The organism is Microcoleus sp. N9_A1 (assembly GCF_036701795.1).
In the GTDB taxonomy this organism is placed as follows: Bacteria; Cyanobacteriota; Cyanobacteriia; order Cyanobacteriales; family Microcoleaceae; genus Microcoleus.
In genome coordinates this window covers 1-21,493 of record NZ_JAUBRI010000002.1, presented here as the reverse complement: position 1 = coordinate 21,493, position 21,493 = coordinate 1, and the positions used below count along the sequence as shown (strand labels likewise).

Below are 21,493 nucleotides of genomic sequence, written 5' to 3'. Positions count from 1 at the left end.
CAGTATGGCTTCTATAGATGGCAATGGCTCGACAAAAGCCACTGCCACTACTTTATATTTTCCGAGAATACCTATTCTCGCCCCTCGCTATATCCGTTTGGAGAAGCGGGGGATTTTCTGCGTAGCTGTTAAAGAGATGTTCTGCAGCCAATTGTGTACGGGATTTAACGGATGTAATTGATGGAGGTTCGATGGATGGATGTTCGGCAGCCAATTGTGTACGGGATTTAACGGATGTAATTGATGAACCGAAGAGGTTTGAAGGAAAAATTAGGTTTGGTTGAGCTAGGAAACCCACCAAAGCAAGAAAATGGCAGAGGTATTCTCAGCTAACAGTGCGTCATACCAGTTGAAAAAAAGAATGCAACTGTAGCGAAGCTCGAAAGCACGAGCTTGATCATTCATTCCCAATTATTTAACCTAAAATCTAAAATCTAAAATCTAAAATTTTATGTGTCTGTGTGGGATGTGTTTTGAGGGCAAGGAAGCAGCCTCGATCGCCCATAAGTGAAATTAAGAGCTGGAACAGTTAAAGTGTTAGGGAGCAATTAGTCATCAGCCTATGCCGTTGCCCCGATTCGCGAGCAAAACTTCTCAACACCAAACAAAAATCTCCCTGCGTCACCTTCTAGTGGCCTCTTTTGTGCTGCAAATCGTCGCAGCAGTCGGGATTGTCGGGTATCTGTCATTTCGCAACGGAGACAAAGCAGTCGAAGAGCTCGCCGAGAAATTGATCGCGGAGACGGGGAAGAGAGTTGAAGAAAAGCTGATTTCTTTTCTCGAACATACCCAGTGGGTAAATCAACTTAACGCTGAAGCGATCGAGCGCGGTGAATTAAACTTACAGTTAGAAAAGCCACATCCTCGGGGAGAGAAGTTCCTCTGGCAGCAAATGCGATCGTTTAAAAGCATTCAATGGATATCCTTCGGTGCTCAAAAATCAGGAGAATATCTCGGCATTTGGCGCCACCCCACGGATAACAGCTTGCAAATTGTCGAGGCGAACAAGTCTACCAACTTTCAGAGCATATACTACGCTACAGACGGCAGAGGCACTCGCACCGCTAAATTAAAGGCAGAACCCGGAACCTACGATGCCCGTCTCCGCCCCTGGTACAAAGAAGCTGTTGCAGCTAACAAACCCATTTGGACGAGTATTTATCCAGGTTTTACTTCGGGGACTGTTTTTATTGCTGCCAGCCAACCGATTCGCGATCGAAATGGTAAATTGCTGGGAGTTAGTGCCGTAGACTTTTCGCTCTCGGATCTTCAGCAATATCTCCATCGCATCAAGCTTAGCAAAACCGGCCAAATTTTCGCGATCGAACGATCGGGCTTGCTGGTTGCCAGTTCGAGTCAAGAATCACCCTTTAGAAAGATGCTGAGAAAGCAGGAACCTGAACGGCTGAATGTTTTAGAGAGCCAAACTCCTGTCATTCGCACCGCAGCTAAATATTTGTACGATCGCTTCGGGGGCTTTGGCAACATTAAGCAGCGACAGCAACTGAAATTTAGCCGAGACGGGCAGGAATATTTTGTGGAAGTGCTGCCCTTTTCTGATGGTTACGGTTTGAACTGGCTGATTGCGATCGCAGTTCCCAAATCCGATTTCCTGGGGCAAATTAACAAAAATACGCGCACTACAATTTTACTTTGTTGGGGGGCGCTACTGCTATCGACAATTGCCGGAGTGCTGACAGCTAGGTGGGTAACGCTGCCGCTGCGACGACTTAACGAAGCAGCTAAAGATATCGCCGCCAGAAAGTTCGATCACGCTGTTAGTGTCAGTAGGCTTGATGAAGTCGGCGAATTAGCCGAGTCTTTCAACGAGATGGCAGCTCAACTGAAAAAGTCTTTTCAAGCTTTGGCAGCAAGTGAAGAAAAATTTGCCCAACTGGTAGAAAATTTGCCTGTTGGAGTCTCGGCGATGACTCCGGGCGGCGCAGTTATGTTCATGAATTCGGCGGGAGAGCAAATATTGGGCAGGGGAGAAATGCCCGATGCTACCGCAACAGAGCTAGCAGAAGCTTATCAAATTTATATAACAGGTACTAATCAACTGTACCCGGTTGAGCAAATGCCGTTTGTGCGGGCGTTGAGTGGCTTGGAGGTGATTGCTGAAGATATGGATATTCGCCGAGACGGGAAAAATATTCGTTTGGAAGTGCGAGCGCTGCCGGTGTTTGACGGTGCAGGGAATATCCTTTATGTTCTTACTGTTTTTAAAGATATTACGGCTCGCAAACACGCAGAGCAAATATTGGCTGACTACAACCGTACTCTGGAAATTGAAGTAGTCGATCGCACGATCGAGCTAGCCTCGATCAATGCCCGCTTGCAGCTCGAAATTGAGGAGCGCAAGCAAGCTGAAAAAATTATCCGTCAAGAGCGCGACTTTAACTTAAAGATTATCGAAAATTCTCCGATTTTTTTTGTAGCGATCGACTCTGAGGGTAAAATCCTGCTGGCGAATAACAGTATGCTGGAAGCTGTGGGCTATACTGCCACAGAAGTTGCAGGCAAAGATTACTTAGCTACATTTGTACCCCCAAGCGATCGAGCCGGATTACATTCGATTTTTACGGGTGTAACAGCGCGGGAGCAAACCGTTAACGAACATCCCATTCTCACAAAGTGCGAGCGCACTTTGTTAGTCGAGTGGTACGGTACGCCCGTTTTGGATGAAAATGGCAATTTTGACTTTCTTTTTGGATTTGGGATTGATATTGGCGATCGTAAACAAGCACAATTAGCCTTGCAAAAAAGCGAAGCTCTGTTTCACAAATTAGCCAACACTGTTCCCGGAGAACTTTACATATTTGTGCAGCATTCCGACGGCTCAGTCAAGATGGAATATATGAGTCCGCTGTGCCGAGAAATTCAAGAATTAGAGCCGGAGGAAATCCAGAACAACTTTGCTTTATTCTACGAACAAATACACCCGGACGATCGATCCAGTCACTTCGAGGCAATTGTCAAAAGTGCCACTGATCTAGAACTATTTTCCCACGAGTGGCGGATTGTGACAGCATCGGGAAAACTCAAATGGCTGCAAGGTTATTCTCGACCAGAATTGCGCGAAAATGGAGATATTGTCTGGCACGGCATAATCATTGATACGAGCGATCGCAAACAAGCAGAACAAGAACTCAAACAAGCCAAAGAAGCCGCAGAAGTTGCCAACAAAACTAAAAGCATCTTTCTCGCCAACATGAGCCACGAATTGCGAACCCCCCTCAACGCCATTCTCGGCTTCGCTCAATTAATGGAACCTAGCGCTAATTTAACTTTGCCGGAAAAAGAAAATATCACAATTATTCGCCGCAGCGGAGAGCACCTGCTTCAGGTGATCAATCAAATCTTAGACTTATCTAAAATTGAAGCTGGGCGCATGACACTCAACGCCAAAATTTTTGACTTGTACCGCTTGCTGGTGGACGTGCAAAATATGTTTCAGATTCCGGTGAAAAATAAAAAACTGCAATTAATTATTGACTGCTATTCCGATGTTCCCCAATACGTGCAAACTGATGATGTTAAGTTGCGACAAGTGCTAATTAATCTATTAGATAATGCGGTTAAATTTACCCAATCTGGTTCAGTTTTAGTCACAGTAAGGCAAAAGCAATCAGGAATAATTAAGCCTACAACAAACAATTTTTTTAATAGTGGGGAACCTGAAAAAACAGTTTTTGTTGGCTTTGAAATAGCCGATACAGGAGTTGGTATTTCCCCGGAAAAATTAGAAAGCATATTTGAATTATTGGTGCAAACTTCATCAGAAAAAAAAGTTCAAACAGGTACGGGCTTAGGATTAAACATCAGCCGCGAGTTCATAAAATTAATGGGCGGCGACATTACTGTAGAGAGCGAAGTGGGACAGGGTACAGTCTTCAAGTTTGACATTCAAGTTGTTACCGCAGCGGGTGCTGGTGAAGTCATCAATAAATATGTTGAAGTCTATGATTTATCGCAAAGTTCAAGTATGGTACAAGAAAAAATATCTGATAGTGCTGCAATATTTACGCTGGACTCCAAGCCGAAAGTTTCCCCAGAATGGACGAGCAATCTAAAACAGGCAGTCCGTGAGGCTGACTTCGACTTGATTGCCACAACTATTGAGGAAATCGGCAGCGATAATGATGTTTTTGCGGAAGTTCTGATGAATCATCTATATAATTTTGATTATCAAAAAATACTAGATTTGATTGATGAAATTGAGCGGTAGGGGGCGCCGAAGATTAACTTGTACAGCCTTTCTCAGTAACAGTGCGGTACGGTTGAGAATTGTCAGGTAATCAGTAGACAAGAGTGCCTAATTTTTTGATTGATAGACAAACCGCAGATTAAGGCAGATGAACACAGATTAACGCAGATAATTTTAATATCTGCAGGCTATTGGCAATCTTATATGGAATTGCTTGCCCGCGTACCTCACGAAAGTTGAGAAAGGCTATATAATAATTATCATTCTTGATTGGCAGCTAATAATTTAGGAATGAGAATTAAATAACTTCCACAAGTTTGTGGGATGGGCGGGACGCCCATCCCACAATAACAATTAAAATTGTAAGTTATTTAATTCGCGCTCCTTAGTCAGTCCTGGACGCAACAACATACCTCAAAAAATCTTTAACTATTGTGACAGTTGCGTCCACGACTATTTGTGTTTAACTGTGATTTTTGTGAAGCTATTGTTAACCCCCCCGATCGCCCTTTTGGTAAGGGGAAATCGAGGGGGTTAATTGTTATTTGTCAAGTATCTGAGGGTATCAAGCGGGGTCTGCTTGAGCTCGTTTTTGTAGCAAGCGGGCAATTTCAGCTTTTTCTACAAGTCCCACGAGGACGCCGTTTTCGCGAATCACGGGGAGCTCTTGGACTTTGAGTGTTTCCAGAAGGGTGACGACTTCGAGGAGGGATAATTCTGGTTTGACTGTGGTGGTAAATTCGATCGGCTTCAGGAGTTCTTTCACCAAAACTTGGGGCCAGGTTCCGGTAGGAATGGTTTTGAGGTCGTCAAGGTCGATCGCACCTACCAATTGTCCCGCATCATCGGTAACTAAGAACCGACGCCAGGTATGAGCGCTACCGATAACGTAGTTGTTGGCAAATTCTCTGAGGGACAAGTCTTGGGAGACGATCGGGCTTTCGGTAGTCAAAGCATCGGCGGCTGTCAGCCCTGCGAGTTCATTTTGGACTGTGGCATATTGTGCAGATTGACCAGCATTTTGCAGCAAGAACCAACCGATTACTAAATTCCAAATATTGCCGAAGATGCCTGTAGCAATAGCGATCCAACCAATTATTTGACCGACACGGCTAGCAAAGATTACGCCTTTATAAGGGTTGCCGGTAATCTTCCAGACGATCGCTTTGAGGATGTTGCCGCCGTCGAGGGGCAAACCGGGAATTAAGTTAAATAAGGCTAAAACTAAGTTGATGGAAGCTAAAAGTCCGACGATGGCCGCTGCGGGGCCTGTGAGACCGGCGCCGATGCCGATCGCAGTTAACAAACCGGACAAAAATAAGCTGACCAACGGGCCTGCAATGGCTACCCAAAATGCTTCGGCTGGCGTTTTCGATTCTCTTTCCAAATTAGCCAGCCCGCCAAACAGAAATAGCGAAATTGATTTCACGCCAATTCCCTGTTTGATGGCCACCCAACTGTGTCCTAATTCGTGGGCTAAGACGGAAGCAAATAACAGCAGCGCTGTGAATAATCCTAGCAGCCAGGGCGCTACGGGGCCTAATGCGGGAAACAAGCCAGCTAGTGCGCCGCCGTATTGCCAAGTTACTAAACCCAGAACTAGAAACCAAGATACGTTGACATAAAAGGGAATTCCAAACAGGTTGCCGACGCGAAATGTACCGTTCATAATTGGCTACCTCTGATATTATGGTCGAGAAGTTTTTTTCTCTGTTTCCTTATAGTAACGAAACGTAACGGCGATGTTAATGCTTCAATTAGGGTGTTATCCGTCTGTGGAGGTTCGGTTTGCGGAATAATCACCGCCAACTGCGGTTGGGCCCGCCAGGGGTTAAAAATCCTTATCTCAAAACGGAAGTTCTCGCTATGAGGCTTGAGGAGGATATTTATTTTAGTTTTCTGTTTTAGTTTTCAATGGGTTTTAACTCACATCTTGCACCTCTGTCATGAACAGGCTTTCCGGCCTGTTCCACAACAGATGAATTTTCTTTCTTGTGGGGAGTAGGGGTTGGGCATCCTGCCCGTCATGAACAGGCTTTCCGGCCTGTTCCACAACAGATGAATTTTCTTTCTTGTGGGGTGGGCTTCTAGCCCGCCCATAAAAGCCTGATTGAGAATGGTGCAACCTATGAGTTTCAAGCAGATTTAGCTATAATTACTTACCATAAGAATAGTTTTGGTGCTAATAATTATGTCAGAATCCTTTTTGCTCGGTCGCCTGCTGCTGCAATTCAACAGCGAAGCGAGCGATATTATTACAGACTTATCGGCTGTGGCTTTCACTCCCGACGGTCATTTGTGGCTGGGTTCCGATGAAACGACTTCGCTCGAATGTTTGTCGCCTGTATCGCCTCATGTTTTTGGAGAACATCAAAAATTTGCGATCGCGGATTTTATCGATTTATCGGGAGACGACGAAATCGATATTGAAGGAATTGATTTCAGCAGCAATTACCTTTGGTTGGTCGGTTCTCACAGCACAAAACGTAAAAAACCTAAAGGTAAAGACTCCGAAGACGATCTCGAAAGATTAGCAACAATTAAGACAGAGGTCAACCGCTATTTGCTAGCAAAAGTCCCTGTGAAAGACGGGATTTTGTACAAGTCAATTTCCCATCCTGAAAATCCCCAAATTCAATTGACAGCGGGATGCCTTCAGCGGACAGAAACGGGCAATCTTCTCACAGATGCGCTCCAAGATGACCGCCATCTCGGCTTGTATTTTTCTGTGCCAATTCCGAGCAAAGAAAATGGCTTCGATATTGAGGGTTTTGCGGTGCGGGGGGAGAGCATTTTTCTCGGTTTGCGGGGGCCGGTGCTGCGCGGTTGGGCAATAATTTTAGAAATAGAAGTTGAAGAGACAGAACCTGGAGTTTTAAGGCTTAAGGAAATTGGGGAAGCAGGGAAATTGTACAAAAAACATTTTGTCGATTTGAACGGTTTGGGTGTGCGAGAATTGTGTTTTAATGGGGAAGATTTAATTGTTTTAGCCGGGCCGACGATGACTTTATCTGGGGCGATGAGGGTTTTTCGGTTAAGGGGAATTTTAGGGCGAGCGGGCGACAGTATTACTGGGCAAGGTGGGGGAGATTTGGAGGTATTGTTTGACTTGCCTTTTCAGGTTGGTACGGACAATGCTGAGGGGTTGAGTTTGTTTCCCTATTTGGGGGAGGAGAATTCGTTGTTAGTGGTTTACGATTCGCCGGCTGCGAGTAGAATGGTTGGAGAAAATGCGATTTTTGCGGATATTTTTAGATTAGGTTCGTAGTGAGAAATTCAGTCCTCAGAACTAGGGACTTGCATTCCTGACTGCGAACCGAAATTTGGTTAATTGTCGATCGCATCTTCACCCAGCGGCCTGCTGTAGCGCTTTAATTCATCAATCAATCGAGTATCGTTAGAAGCGGTTCTCGCCCCTGCTTCGGCCGCCCAGCGCTTCAAATCTTCAATTTGCGATCGCGCGATCGCAGCTAATGGTACTGTATCCTCGATCGACCTCAAAACATCCTCCGTCGTCAAATCTCGGCGCTGCCCGTTCACAAAAGTGCCAAACGCCCGGTACAATCCATCAATTACAACTTGCTCAATTTCCGCACCGCTAAAATCCTTAGCAGACTTCGCCAAAACCTCCAAATCAAACTCGCGCAATCTAGTTGGCCGCAAACGCTGCAAATGCACCTTAAAAATATCTTGCCGTTCCGATTCTGAGGGCAAATTCAAAAAGAAAATCTCATCAAACCTGCCCTTTCTCAGCAACTCCGCCGGCAAAATCCGCACGTTATTTGCAGTTGCGACAATAAACACCGGGCTGGTTTTTTCCTGCATCCAAGTAATCAAACTGCCGAATACCCGCCGCGAAGTTCCCGAATCGCCGTCGCCACCACTGATAATGTTGCCGAAGGCTTTATCTATTTCATCTATCCACAAAACGCAAGGGGCGATCGCCTCTGCTAATTGTATCATTTGCCTGACGCGGCTTTCGCTTTCCCCGACCACGCCGCCGAACAATCTGCCAGTATCCAAACGCAACAGTGGCAAACGCCATTCGCAAGCAATAGTTTTGGCAGATAAAGATTTGCCTGTTCCTTGAATTCCTACTAACAAAACGCCTTTAGGATTGGGTATACCGTAGCGGCGCGCCTCGTCAGTAAAAGCATCTTGCCGCATCTTTACCCACTGTTTCAAATTCTCCAATCCTCCCACATTTTTTAGGGATTCTTTGGAGTTAAAAAACTCCAAAATTCCTGTTTGCCGAATTGCTTGCTGTTTTTCCTCCAAAACTCCGTCAATATCCGACTCGTTAATTTGCTGTTTGGCGGCCAAAGCTTTAGCCAAAACCCGCCCGATTCTAGCGCGGCTCAAACCCTGACAAGCTTTAACCAACTGTTCCCTTGCTAAACCGCTAACTTGCAACTGTTGCGGCTTTTCCACAACGTGGGAAATTAAACTGTCGATTTCTTGGACGTTGGGCAAAGGAAAATCAATTACTGTTACTTCTTCTTTCAATTCTTCGGGCAGTTCTAGGGCGTGAGAAGTGAGGACGATTGTTTTTTTGCTGCGCTTCAATTCTCGCGTTAAATTCCGCAATTCTCGCACTACCGCCGCGCTTTTTTCGCTGTATGGATATTTCAAAATAGGGTGCAAATCCCGCAGTACAAATATGGTATATTCTTCGACAGCGGTCTTGCCGATGCGATCGAGCGCTGCCATTACCGAACCTTTCCCAGAACCGTTATCCTCCCAGCCGCGCACGAGATCCCAGAACAATACTCGGCGCGCGGGTGTTACTTGCAGCGCTACTTGGGCGATTACAGCTTCGACTGGTTCCTCTTCTGCGCCGACAATGTACAGCAGCGAATAGCGGGCGCGAATCATCAAATCTAGTCGCTTAATGAGTGCCTCGAAAGGGTTATTTTGACTGCCCTTGACGGCATCAAATTCTTGGAATTTGGGGTAATTTTCGGTCATTTTATTTGATATTTTAGAGTGAAATTAAACTTTATTATTATTTTTTCAGTACGGACTTTAGTCTTTAAAAAAAAATTTTAACCTAACTAAAGGTTTTCACTAAGGACTTGAGTCCTTAACAACTATTTAACCTGACTAAAGTCCGTACTGCAAACGTTAAAATTATAACAGAATAGTACGCAATTGACTACTTAGCAACTTTTTGAGCTTGTTTCACCATGTCAATAAGAGTGTGGTGAGCATCTTCGGCGTCTGTTAAAGTGCGATCGAACTCAACTCTGACTGGCACTGTTTCGTCATTGACTTGAGCCGTTAAATCCATGCCGTTGGCATCAATCGCGAGCATTTGAGCCGATGTCGCCTCCGGTTTGTTGCCGTAGGCTTGAGCGTACAAGACTACGGCGCTAGCGTGGTCTTCGTTCATGTGAGTGCAGATGCGATCGCTGATTTCAGTGGAAAACTGGTCTGACATGGGGATTCCTTATATGCAATACTGCGATCGATTGTACTGCGATTTGTCGCAACGGAGAGCTTCGTGGCGAATAGAATTCGCGTCTACACAAACAAAGTCCGCCTTCGCGGACTCAAAGAAAAGCAAATTCGGTGTAGGGTGTGTACTGCGCACCAAAAAAATCAGGTGTAGTGCGCATAATAATCAGGTATAATGTGCGCATTATGCACCTACAAATTAATATATTTTTTGTTAAAAAAATATATTATGCCATGAAAAACTCTATTGCCTATATCGAATTGCTCAAAGCATTTCCTCCGCGACCCGTAACTGCGGAGTCAGAATTAATCGCAACTCAAAAAACCATTGACTCTCCATTAGACAAAGGCGAACTAACTCCTGACGAACGCGACTACTTAAACGTACTCGGAACCCTGGTTTATGAATACGAGCAAACTTTAGAACCTATTCCTGACATTTACGGGATAGAACTGTTAAAAGCTTTGATAGAAGAATTCAACCTCAGACAAAAAGACCTCGTTCCTATTTTCAAAACAGAGTCTATTATCTCTGATATTCTGCACGAAAAGCGTCAACTTACAACTGAACACATACAAAAACTTGCTGAATTTTTCTGTGTCTCACCGGCTGCATTTTTTCCACTGCATCCAGCATCCAAGGATTCCCAACGAATAGAATTAGCGTCTACACAAACATAGAATTCCCAGATAATACGGCGGTTGAAACCGCGTCTATGCAAACGAATTATGCCTCCGCAGAATGAAGAAAATAACGTCATTTTAGCCTCTAACTCTTCAACCCGCTCTTCTAGGGTTTTGTTTGTATAGACGCGAATTATATTCGCCCAGTTCTAAAGGTGCGCATTGCGCACCCTACGAATGATTAAATACGAATCATTCAAATTACAAAAACCATCTAACTAAAAAATTTGTCGTCAAATGGCAATTCATCAAACAGCGAATCAATCTCAGTCTCATGGAAAGTCTCAGACTTCGCTACTTGCAGCTTGCTTGAATGCAGCTTAGCTACTGGTAAATTAGGAGAATTTTCTACAGCAGCAGGGGGCGATTTTTCCAACTTAATTATCGGCAATTCCCCGCCATTTTCGCCATTTTTGCTCGTTTGATTCCACATCATCATTCCCAGCAAACCGTCAACCAAACCGCCGCCGCTACCGTTACCGCTAACCGCAACATCCGGCACAACTCGCACGTTGCGATCGCCTATAATTTGCATTAACTGCAAAGCCGTATAACCCGAACCTCCCAAAGCCACAACACCCGCGCGGTAAGCTTCAGCTTGAGCATTTCCCTTCACCCGAATCGACTCAGCTTCGCCTTGAGCTTGTTTCACCTGAGAATTGGCTTTCAACTCAGAAATCTTCACGCCTTGTTCGGATTTCACCATCTCTTGCTGAATCTCAGCCAAAGCAGTTTCCCGCACCAATTGTTGCCGCTGAGTTTGTGCTAATTGCTGCACCTCATAAGTCTTGCACTGTTCCTCAGCAATTTTGCGATCTGTTTGAGTTTGCATCAACTCTGCAGGCGGCAAAATATCCCCGATCAAAGTATCAATTGCCTGCACGTCGTAGGTACGCAAAGCTGCTTTGATATACTCGGCGGCTTCGGCTTGCCTGCCGCTTCTTGCGGAGAGAAAATCTAATACAGAATAAGCTTGAGCCGAATTGCGGAAATAATTCCCAATTGTCGGCTGCAAAACGTGGTCTACTAAATTCTGCATCGAACCGACGCGGGAGATAACTTTCGGAGCATCCAAAGCGCCGACGTGAATAATCTGAGCTACTTCTAAATCAAAGGCGAAACCGTCTTGAGAACGCACGGTTAAAGACGAAAGTTTAGAATCGTAACTGTGCCTTTCTGTTTTGCCAGACCAATTCAATACTATATTAGTAGTCGGCACTAACTCTACTTTCAAAATGCGAGTATTCAGCGGATGTTTCCCCGGATAAAGAGGAGTTACCCACACGCCTTTATTGCCGACATTTACTAAATTTCCGTGAGTGAAAGCAGCGCCACTAACATCTTCTGAGGTTTTGCCGACATAGGAAATAACCGCGCCGACATAGCCGATCGGGATTTCGGTCATCGCCACTTGGTCAACCCCGACAAACCAAGGATTTAAGTTCCAGGAACCGGAAAGCAAAACCTGTTCCTGCAAACCGCGCCGCCCGCCGGCGGTGATAAATTTTTGCGCGTTTTGGAAGTTGTCGTGATTGGGAATAATCGGGCCGGCAATTTCGCCATCTTGAATGGGAACGCCGTCATAAGTTGTGACAATTCCCACTTTATCGGGAGCAATTTTGTACAGCTTCAACTGTTCGGCTGTCATCCCGTGTTTGGTAGCGTTTGCTGCTGTGATTACTGTAAATAATGCCGTATTAATTCGATAGCTACCGCCCGTCAATATGCCGAGTTGCCTGCCTTTTTCGCCGCCTTCTTTGAGAAATTTGCGAGCATCTTGAAAATTGTCGCATTCTGTGATTTTTCCGAGGATGCGCTGTGGCGGATTCGACTCGCCGCCTGCTGCGATAACTAAGCCTATTTCGCCTTGGGGAACGATTGTTAAAGATTCTTTGCGGACGTTGTATTGCAAAGGCCAATAACCCCAGTGCCAACCGGGGGGCAAAGTATCAGCTTGGTATCCAGCTTCACCGTTTAAGGCAATTAAATCTCCTGGGGGCAAAGATTTGCCGTTGAAGCTAAACTTTTTACTGACAATGCCAACTTCCCGATCGCCAATTACGACTAATCCACCAAAAAATAATGGCAGGACTAGAATGATTATCATACTGCCGATCGCGATCGGGATAAATCCACCCGGCCCTAGCTGCATTGTCTGCACAGGAACAGTGCTGCGTAACTGCCCTAGCTGCAAGCTAGAATCAGGTTTTGCGACTAGCTGAGTCGAAGTTTGATTGGCGGGGGGGATATTGCTAGTAGCTAATACCGGCGAGGGTTTCAAACTGGTTGTTACACTAAGGGCTAAAGATGCCGAAATGGCGGCTGCTAACTGTTTTAAAACGCGGGCTTTGACTTGAGATTTGGGCAAAAGTGAATAAAGCATTTTTTTCATAGGGATAATTTGTCCTATTAGCTCTACCTTAGCTCTGCTTTCAAGTTTTGACGTAAAACTTAAGGTCTTATTTTTCATTATTTGCAGTCATAATAGTCATATCAATCAGTAAAAATACTTACGGTCGAACTACAGGCTGACAATCCCCCGTTTTAATGCGGCAATCGCGGCCTGCGTGCGATCGCTAACTCCCATTTTGCTCAAAATATTGTTGATGTGAAACTTGACGGTGCTTTCGCTGATGTGGAGAACTTTACTAATCTCGCTGTTGCTTTTACCTGCGACGATCAGGCGAATGACTTCTAATTCGCGATCGCTCAATTCAGGGCCACTCAGGCGATCGGCTAGTTTAGCGCCAACGGCGCTGGGAATGTACTTTTTACCGCTAACAACCGTGCGAATTGCCAAAAAAAGTTCGTCAGGTTCGGTATTTTTGAGCAGATAACTTTTGGCACCAGCCCGCAGCCCGCGATAAATATCTTCATCACCATCATAAGCAGTGAACACGACGATGCGGGCAGCTTCAAATTCAGTACAAAGGGCGGTAATAGCCTCGACTCCATCCATTTGTGGCATTCGCACATCCATGAGTGTCACGTCTGGCTGATATTGACGGAACATTGTTAATGCTTCCTGTCCGTTGCTAGCTTTTGCAACAACTGTTAGATCTGGTTCTTGTTCCAGCAAGGCGGCTAAACCCTGTCGCATGATCGCATGATCGTCGGCAATTAAAACGCGAATCATATTTGATTGTTGAATCATCTTTTTTCCATGATAATTTTATGAAAGAAGACGGTCGTCCTCACTACAAACTTTAGGCCTGGACGCAGAAACCGGGTTGGACGAAAATACTGCATTCGAGCCTTTAATAAGGAGTTAAAAACCTGGTTTATTTGGTATTTATTCGTAAGTCCTAAGAAGCTTAATCTGCCTCCCCAATCAACGTGAACGCTGCCCAATCTCGCGGATTAGAATGCGCTTTCATTGTGGTTAACATAGCTTGTCGCAATGCCTGTGCTTTATTCGGGTTTTTCTGAAGGTTTTGATAAAATGCCTGCATTAATTCGGATGTAGGCGCATCGGGAACCGCCCATAAAGAAACAATTACACTCGGCACGCCCGCCGAAATCAAAGCGCGCGATAAGCCAATCACGCCATCCCCGGTAATCCTGCCTTCTCCAGTGTTGCAAGCACTCAAAACGACTAAGTTTGCTTGCAGTTTCATGTCAAAAATCTCTTCTGCGGTCAATAAGCCGTCATCGCTACCAGAAGGAGCCATAGCGATCGCACTTGCCAATCCGCGCACATTATCCAGCAATCCATGCGTTGCCAAGTGAATGATTGATGCTTGGGGCATTTTTTGAACGATCGCAGCTTTTGTACCTTGTGCGCCTGTGATGGCTTGGGTTTTGAGCATAGGGGCGATCGCGATCGCTTCGGCTTCGGCTCCAGGTAGAGGAGACAATTGCTGTTTGGGTTCTCCCGGAGAGAGAGACACACTCGGCATCGTGGGATTGCCCAATACTAGAGCTTTTCCGCTGTTGGATGGCTGACTCGCTAACTTCTGTCGTTGTTGTCGGGTTAATGCCAGAACTTGAATCGAGGGGGCGGTGAGAATGGTGTGTTTTTGGATTAAGTAATTGTCGTTGGCATCCTGGAGAGCGGGGAATGGCACTTGGAACAGGGAACCTTGGGGAATGAAAATGACATGGGCGTTGGGGTCTTTTGGGAGCAGATTGGCAATGGGATCGATCAGCAGTTGATGCAGCATCCCTAAGTTGAAGTTGGGTTCGGGTTTTGTGGAGCCAAGACTGCTGCGACTACGAACCTGAAGAGATTCTTGATTGACAATGATTAATTTGGCTAGAGAGTCGTTGTGCTGTTGCCAAAGGGGTTTGAGGTCAACTTGGCGGAAGGTAATTTCGCCTGTCGGTTGAATCACCCAGATGTAGAGCGCGGATTCCCTCCCTACTTGTTTGCCTTGGATCTCGAAAGTATCGTAGATGATGGAATACTGCACCAAAGTGGCGTTCTGTGCTTTGGCGATTTGGCGAATTTGCTCGCCATCGGGAGCAGTGGCGATGACCGAACTGGCATCACTTGACGATAGCCGCTGTGTCAGGAGATCGACAAAGGCACGAGCACGTCCCCGTTCGGCAATTTCTAAAGCGGCGATCGGATTATTCTGAGCCACCCGGACTTGTTGTAAAGCCTGATAAGTGCGGGCTTGTCCTTCAAAGATAGAGACTTTATTCGCATCGTTGGAGCCGAGCAATTGCCGCATTGATTCCCACACTTGAATCCCCTGCACGAGCATTTTTCCAGCTTCTGCGAGGTTGCCAGCTTTCAAGAACGTCAACCCGAGATCGTTGAGTGCCTCACCTTCGCTCCGGCGGTCTTTAATGGCGCGGGCGATCGCTAAACTCTGCTGGTTGCACTCGATCGCTTTGGCGTAGTTGCCTAGATAGAAGTAAGCGGCTCCCAAACTGCCCAGTGCCTCACCTTCCCCCTCGCGGTCTTCAATGGCGCGGGCGATCGCTAAACTCTGCTGGTCGTACTCGATCGCTTTGGCATAGTCGTCCAGGTTGAGGTAAGTGGCTCCCAAACTGCCCAGTGCCTCACCTTCCCCCGGGCGGTCTTTAATGGCGCGGGCGATCGCTAAACTCTGCTGGATGTACTCGATCGCTTTGGTATAGTTGCCCAGGTTGAGGTAAGCGAGTCCCAAATGCCCCAATGTCGCACCTTCTCCCTTGCGGTCTTTAATTTCGCGGACGATGGTTAAACTCTGCTGTGTGTACTCGATCGCTTTGGCATCATTGCCTAGAAAGCGGTAAGCGAGTCCCAAATTGACCAGTGCCACATATTCTCCCTGGCGATATTCAATTTTGCGGGCGACCGCTAAACTCTGGTGTCCAAACTCAATCGCTTTGGCGTAGTTGCCTAGATGGAAGTAAGCGAGTCCCAAACGGACCAGTGCCAGACATTCACTTGGGTGGTCTTTAATAGCGCGGGCGTTGGCTAAACTCTGCTGGGTATACTCGATCGCTTTGGCGTAATTGTTTAAGAAGAGATAAGCGACTCCCAAATTGCCCAGTGCTGCCCCTTCCCCCTCGCGGTCTTTAATTTCGCGGGCGATGATTAAGTGTTGCTGTCCATACTCAATTGCTTTGGCATAGCTGCCCAAATCGCCGTAAGCGACTCCCAAATTGCCCAGTGCCCAACCCTCTTTGTGGCGATTTTTAAGGGCGCGATAAATTTGCAGCGCCTGTTGCCAGGAGTTCAATGCAGCTTGAAATTGACGATTCTGATATTGTTGAATTCCCTGCTGCAATAGCCGATCGGCCTCTGCTTGACGAGCATCCGTAGTTTGAGCGATCGCTGGGAATAGAGAGTCAGGAGTTAATAGGGGAGCAGTGGTAAATAGAAGCAGGGAAATGGAAGCTAGGAAAACAGAAGTGAACCTAGAGTGAGTCGATTTGAGTCGCTGAAAAGGAGAATACAGCATAGGATTCTGGGGTTGGGATTTAGAGAGTTAGCCCGATCGCTCTTTCTGCCATCGCGCGATCGCCTCAATCTGCTTAAATCGATATTTAAATCTTAAGCAACCCAGATGGTAAATTCATTCGTTCTACCCACAGATCCGATCTTCGGAGTGCTGCAATGTTGATTGCGGGAAAGTGCAATGTATCTCAATACCCATAGCACTTCTCACTACAGCTTGTTAAATAATGTCAGCAGCTTTCTTGACTCTCGGGCGATCGTACAATTGCCTCTTGGAGTGCGATCGCCCTTTTTTTGTACTACTCTTAGGGCTCTCTTAATTGCCGATCGCACTTTGGTAACGCTCAATAGGAGGCAGGCTTGACTCATCACAGGGGAGTGTTACCAGTTTATCGTTGTAGGCGATCGGCGATACCTACCCAAAAGTTCAGGTTGTTACCCGATTTTATAGCTAGTTCTTAGCTAGCTTTTTTATCGGTTCAAAACTCAACTTTGAGCTAGCTACTGCGGCGGGGAAATTCAATAAACTAAAAACAGTTACCAGACACAAACAATTCAATCAGGAGCAAATCTTATGTCTTTTGAATTTGAAAGCGTCAATCATGGTCAGTCAGATACTTCAGGTCTAAATATTGCTGTTTCTCATTTATTAGAGGATGAAGAGGGCCTTTCAGGTGAGTTAGGTGATGATGAACTGGAGCAAGTTAGTGGTGGACCATTACCTCTGTTGGTACGGTTGGGAGCCGTAGCTATTGGCGGCATTCTAGGTTTGGGTGTTGCTAAAGGTGCGATGGATGCTCACAATGGGCTTGACAAACAGTGTATCAGAAAATGAGAATAACCATCTTGTTACTCTGCAACACAATCACAATTTTGCTGAAATATAACCAATGTAAAGTCAAGATTTCACTCCATTAAATAAACCAAACAAGCAACATCATGGAAAACATCGAAGTCAACGCAATTAAGCCTGAATTTTCTTCAGAACAAAAAAGTCAAGTCACCGAGTTAGGTGGTGATGGGCTGCTGAACGATCGGGAATTGGAAGCAGTTTGTGGTGGTCGTGCAGCAGGTGGTGGTGGTGCTATCAATATTGATTTGGCTCCAGTGATAACAGCTACAACAGATTCTTTAGCTAGAGTATGGAGAGGATCGCAAAGCTTAGGTCGTTCGATTTATGATTTTTTTGCTCCAGATTGCTAGCTAATACCAAATCCCGCCTTTAATCATTCTATTCTTAAGTCCGCAAAGGCGGGATTTGCTTGTGCAGTCACGAATTCCAGTCGTTTGGCAAAAATTAATTTTATCCAGAACCTTGACTTCTTTAAGAAGTCAGGGTTTTAGCTTCCCTTATCTACAGAAAAGATGAATGCAATACAGCCCGTATACCTCATGCAGCAAGCCGCCGATATGGGTAACGCTACAATATTCAGCGTTGGCTTAGTTATCGCCTGCTTGTTATTGCTAATTTTGTTGTGGTTGCCCGATTTGCTGACCAAAGAATAAGCAGTTCGGCAGCGGATTATGTAACGGATGTAAATGATATCAAATCCGGTAGCATCGGAATTATTAGTAGCCAAAATTAGGAGACGGCAGTGCCGTCTCCTCTATATCATTCGGGTTACACCGGAATTGATATGAGATGTTACACCATTTTTAATAAGGCTTTTATGAACGGGCAAGATGCCCGTTCCACAAGAAATTTACTCTTTGTGGAACGGGCATCTTGCCCGTTCTTGAGAATGGTTTTATGTTTAATCTCTACTCTAACTGTCGCTCAACTAATCTCGCAAATAATCCTCCCTGTTCGATCAATTCTTCAAAGGAACCGACTTCCACCAAACGGCCTGCTTCAATCACATAAATTCGATCGGCATTGCGAATCGTACTCAGGCGGTGGGCGATGACAATTCGGGTAACATTTAACTTGTCCAAACTCTCAGTAACGATCGCCTGCGTGTGATTGTCCAAAGCACTCGTAGCTTCATCCATCAGGATAACCTTTGGTTTGACAACCATCGCGCGGGCAATTAACAATCTTTGCCGCTGTCCTCCCGAAAGATTCGTGCCGCCTTCGCTGACAACCGTGTGCATTCCCATCGGCATTTGTTCGATATCGGCGGCTAAACCGGCCATTTGCGCGGCTTCCCAAGCTTCCTCCTGCGTTACCATCGCCCCGCAGGTAATATTGTCAAACATCGAACCAGCATTAATTCTGCCGTTTTGCAGCACTACTCCTAACTGCCGCCGCACAGCTTGAACGTCGAGGCCTGCTAAATCTTGATTGTCATAATAAACAGTCCCACTTTGTGCTATTTCAAATCCCAATAACAGCCGAAATAATGTTGATTTGCCACTTCCCGAAGTCCCGACGATCGCGATAAATTCCCCCGGTTGAATATTGATGCTGACATCATCTAAAATTGGGGGGCCATCCTCACGGTAGCGGAAAGTCGCGCGATCGATCGTAATTTGACCTTTCAAGCGGCCGGGATCGGCTTTTGTCGGGTCAGATTCCGGGATTCCCTGGACGATCGGTTTGGCTCGCTCCCACAGCGGTACAATTCCTAAAATATCAGTTACGGTATTGCTCAAGTCTGTGATGCCAGAAAGAAAGGTTCCGAAGGCGGAATTAAAAGCGAGAAATGTGCCCATGTTCAGTACGTCGCCTCCTGTTTTAGGGTTTTCCATGAACTGAATTGCAAACCAAAACATCAGGATAGAACTGACTAATGGCAGGGCTTCGTTAAATACTGAAACGCTGTCGTCAATTCGTTTAATTCCTGTTCTTAGCTTGATTTGCTGGCTATACTTTTTCGCCCAAGCTGCAAACGCTCGCCCTTCGGCGGCCGCTACCCGCAGCTTTGATACTCCGTTAATCAGTTCTACTGTCAGCCCATTAATGTCGCCCTCTCCTGTTTCCATTTTCCGCTCTTTTGGGATTAAGAGTAAGCTCGATGTGACTGTTACTATAACTGCGAGCAAGGTTAAACCAATTCCGACTAAAGCCAGCGGCAGGCTGTAAATAAACATCAGCCCCAAATTCAGCAGGGAAAATATCGCGTTCAAAAGTGTCCGCTGCGTCGCGCCGCTGAGTTGGGCGCGAATTTGATTAACTGCTAATAAACGAGTCAGCAAATCCCCTGAAGAATAGCTGCGAAAAAACGCCGGTTTTAATCTCAGCAATCGATCCCAAACTGCCGGCTGGAGAGTGCCGCTGGCAGCATTTTCGATCCGCAGCGTCATAATTGTTTGGGCCATGCTAAATACAGCCCGTCCGATCGCCGCAACTAACAGTACCAGCCCTAACTGCCACAGTAACAAACGATCGCTGTCAGGAATAGCATCATTGACCAAAATCGAGGTAGCTTGCGGCGTCACCATCCCCAGCAGCGTTCCCAATATCCCCAGCCCGAAAGCAACGATGATGTCTTTTTCGTAGCCCTTCGTTCCGAAGCGAAACAGTTCCGCAGCGTTGTGAAGCAATAGCGGCAGGGGCCGGTAAAACATGAGAGTTTCTGACGACAACTCTTGGGCGATTGCTTTAGTTACCCGTTTGCGAGTGCGATCGATCGGATCGAACAAAGTATAGCGAGATCCCTTACCGGGCAACAAAGCTACAGGTCGATTGTCGGACTTTGTATAAGCCAACAGCGGGCCGCAGTTCTGCCGCCACCAATCTCCAGCCAGCAGCACGCGGCGGGTGCGAAATTGGGACGATCGCGCGATCGCCTCCATCGGATCTTTCACTCGGCTGAAATCTTCCGAACCCGCCGGGGGATTGACGGTTATACTTTGTGCCTTACCTACAGCCCCAGCAGCGATTAACAGCGGTGTTCCTTCCTCAGACAAGGCAGTTTTCCGGGGATGCAAAACCTCGGTTAAATCTCCCAAAGCTGTCTGAGTTACTTGGCGGTTTAGCTGTTCGCGTTCCTGAAACCGCCGAAATTCCTCTGCTTTTTGCTGGGAAACCAGCAAGTTCAAGCAGCAGCAAAAATACTCGTGCAGCAAAGCGAAACTCGCGGGCAGCCAGTCGGCATTTTCCACCTCTGCTGTTGAGAAAATTTGCACATCAACTTCCCCGGATGCCACCAGCAGCATATTCCCAGCCAAAGGAAACGCTGGGGAAGTGGAATTTAACTGCAATTCCCCGACACTCGCATCGCCCGACGAGACGCGCACCCAGACAACTGTTCCCGGCGGCGATCGCAGCATTTGACCTTTTTGCAGCGATATCTGCTGCGAGGCTGCTACAACCTCAGTTTCTGGGGCAACTTTTTCCTCCGGGGCGTGAAGCGGATCTATGCCGTAGGGAATCACTCGTTCTCCCAAATGCTTTATCCACCCTTGCACCAGCGATCTCGTTTTGCTCTCACCAGCAGCAACTAAAGCGGCACAATCTGCGATCGCGATCGGTTCCAGTTCCGTTTCGGCGATCGCGATCGCCAGAATTCCCCACCCATCCCCCAGGGCGGCGCCGAACAAAGCCTCGCCTGCAGCGACGCCGAACAGATAATGGCGGTTGCCCGCAGGCTTCTCACTTTGTATCTTGGCTGCAAAAACTGCGATCGCCCCCGATCGAACAATCCATACCTGATGCGGGTCATTCAGCAGCAGCGGTTCATTTCCTTTAATTCGATGCAGTTTCTTAACAGGATTTAGATCGAGCATAGCTAGTAATTGGTAATTAGTAATATCAAGTTGGGCAGGGGTTTAAAGCCTTGCCTCAAAGAAGACAGTGCGATCGAATCGATCGGGCTAATCCACAGATCCGCCGGGGATTAAAATCCCCGTCTCATAGCTAAAGTCGGTTAAAACTGAGATCTTGCACCATTCTCAATTAGCCCTTGCATTGTGTACCAAAATGTGAAATAAAGGGCGTATAAACAATGTAATAAGTTAATGTTAACCATCCTTAATTACGCCCAAGCATTAGTCTATACCTTGATGGATTTAATGCCAAGCAAATATCAACAAAAAAGTCTGCGAGCCTTGCTAGGTCTATTTCTGGAAGCAACAGGACAAAGTTTACCTCAGCATTCTCAAACAGTAAGTGCCAGCGCGATTAGTCGCTTCCTCAATCATTATCAATGGTCAGTCCGGGCAGTAATTAGAGTTGTGCGGGCAGAGATCATCAGGCAAGTCAAAGCCGAAAGAGGGCTTGGGAGGCGACCAATTTTAACTGTAATTTTGGATATGACCACCCTCGAAAAAATTGGTAAGTTCTCAGGGTTAGGGAAACTAATTAGAGT

At 46.4% G+C, this 21,493-nt stretch carries 14 protein-coding genes and 1 pseudogene; 8 read left to right on the top strand and 7 right to left on the bottom strand.

Annotation, left to right across the window (positions count from 1 at the left end; all coding sequences use genetic code 11):
• The first annotated feature begins 643 nt into the window (after positions 1 to 643).
• Positions 644 to 4,228 carry a PAS domain S-box protein gene (locus QUA58_RS00965; protein WP_333392676.1) on the top strand — a complete coding sequence of 1,195 codons (3,585 nt, stop codon included), beginning with the start codon at positions 644 to 646 and terminating at the stop codon, positions 4,226 to 4,228.
• Between the two features lie 544 nt (positions 4,229 to 4,772).
• Here QUA58_RS00965 and QUA58_RS00960 read toward each other — a convergent pair.
• On the bottom strand, positions 4,773 to 5,876 hold the full coding sequence (locus tag QUA58_RS00960; RefSeq protein WP_333247256.1) for a site-2 protease family protein: 1,104 nt from the start codon (positions 5,874 to 5,876) through the stop codon (positions 4,773 to 4,775).
• 522 nt (positions 5,877 to 6,398) lie between these two features.
• Between QUA58_RS00960 and QUA58_RS00955 the strand changes: the two genes are divergently transcribed.
• The gene (locus tag QUA58_RS00955; RefSeq protein ID WP_333247254.1) at positions 6,399 to 7,475 is read left to right on the top strand and encodes a DUF3616 domain-containing protein; all 1,077 of its coding nucleotides are present in this window, start codon (positions 6,399 to 6,401) and stop codon (positions 7,473 to 7,475) included.
• Between the two features lie 59 nt (positions 7,476 to 7,534).
• Here the strand turns inward: QUA58_RS00955 and QUA58_RS00950 are convergent, their stop codons facing one another.
• On the bottom strand, positions 7,535 to 9,175 hold the full coding sequence (locus tag QUA58_RS00950) for an AAA family ATPase (RefSeq protein WP_333247252.1): 1,641 nt from the start codon (positions 9,173 to 9,175) through the stop codon (positions 7,535 to 7,537).
• A gap of 187 nt (positions 9,176 to 9,362) precedes the next feature.
• Entirely contained in the window at positions 9,363 to 9,647 is a 285-nt protein-coding gene (locus QUA58_RS00945; RefSeq protein ID WP_333392675.1) for a DUF2470 domain-containing protein, read from the bottom strand.
• A gap of 251 nt (positions 9,648 to 9,898) precedes the next feature.
• Between QUA58_RS00945 and QUA58_RS00940 the strand changes: the two genes are divergently transcribed.
• A complete protein-coding gene (locus QUA58_RS00940; protein ID WP_333247248.1) occupies positions 9,899 to 10,345 on the top strand; it encodes a transcriptional regulator in 447 nt (148 codons plus the stop codon).
• A gap of 217 nt (positions 10,346 to 10,562) precedes the next feature.
• Here the strand turns inward: QUA58_RS00940 and QUA58_RS00935 are convergent, their stop codons facing one another.
• The 3 genes from QUA58_RS00935 to QUA58_RS00925 all read right to left on the bottom strand — a co-directional run bounded on the left by QUA58_RS00935 (position 10,563) and on the right by QUA58_RS00925 (position 16,245).
• A complete protein-coding gene (locus tag QUA58_RS00935; protein ID WP_333392674.1) occupies positions 10,563 to 12,740 on the bottom strand; it encodes a flotillin family protein in 2,178 nt (725 codons plus the stop codon).
• 129 nt (positions 12,741 to 12,869) lie between these two features.
• Complete coding sequence (locus QUA58_RS00930) at positions 12,870 to 13,502, bottom strand: response regulator (RefSeq protein ID WP_445301857.1); 633 nt, start codon at positions 13,500 to 13,502, stop codon at positions 12,870 to 12,872.
• A 160-nt stretch (positions 13,503 to 13,662) separates the two neighbouring features.
• Complete coding sequence (locus QUA58_RS00925; RefSeq protein ID WP_333392673.1) at positions 13,663 to 16,245, bottom strand: CHAT domain-containing tetratricopeptide repeat protein; 2,583 nt, start codon at positions 16,243 to 16,245, stop codon at positions 13,663 to 13,665.
• A gap of 177 nt (positions 16,246 to 16,422) precedes the next feature.
• On the opposite strand from QUA58_RS00925, the gene QUA58_RS00920 reads away from it, so the two are divergent.
• The 4 genes from QUA58_RS00920 (at position 16,423) to QUA58_RS00905 (ending at position 17,747) form a co-directional block, all read left to right on the top strand.
• Positions 16,423 to 16,605 (top strand): hypothetical protein, encoded by a 183-nt coding sequence (locus QUA58_RS00920; protein WP_333392672.1) that lies wholly within the window; start codon positions 16,423 to 16,425, stop codon positions 16,603 to 16,605.
• A gap of 210 nt (positions 16,606 to 16,815) precedes the next feature.
• Positions 16,816 to 17,076, top strand: coding sequence for a class IIb bacteriocin, lactobin A/cerein 7B family (locus QUA58_RS00915; RefSeq protein WP_333392671.1), 261 nt, complete (start codon positions 16,816 to 16,818; stop codon positions 17,074 to 17,076).
• A 104-nt stretch (positions 17,077 to 17,180) separates the two neighbouring features.
• On the top strand, positions 17,181 to 17,444 hold the full coding sequence (locus tag QUA58_RS00910; protein WP_333392670.1) for a hypothetical protein: 264 nt from the start codon (positions 17,181 to 17,183) through the stop codon (positions 17,442 to 17,444).
• A 162-nt stretch (positions 17,445 to 17,606) separates the two neighbouring features.
• On the top strand, positions 17,607 to 17,747 hold the full coding sequence (locus QUA58_RS00905) for a hypothetical protein (RefSeq protein WP_333392669.1): 141 nt from the start codon (positions 17,607 to 17,609) through the stop codon (positions 17,745 to 17,747).
• A 255-nt stretch (positions 17,748 to 18,002) separates the two neighbouring features.
• Here the strand turns inward: QUA58_RS00905 and QUA58_RS00900 are convergent, their stop codons facing one another.
• Entirely contained in the window at positions 18,003 to 20,912 is a 2,910-nt protein-coding gene (locus QUA58_RS00900; protein ID WP_333392668.1) for an NHLP bacteriocin export ABC transporter permease/ATPase subunit, read from the bottom strand.
• 231 nt (positions 20,913 to 21,143) lie between these two features.
• On the opposite strand from QUA58_RS00900, the pseudogene QUA58_RS00895 reads away from it, so the two are divergent.
• Positions 21,144 to 21,493, top strand: a pseudogene (locus QUA58_RS00895) (IS701 family transposase); the annotation flags it as partial.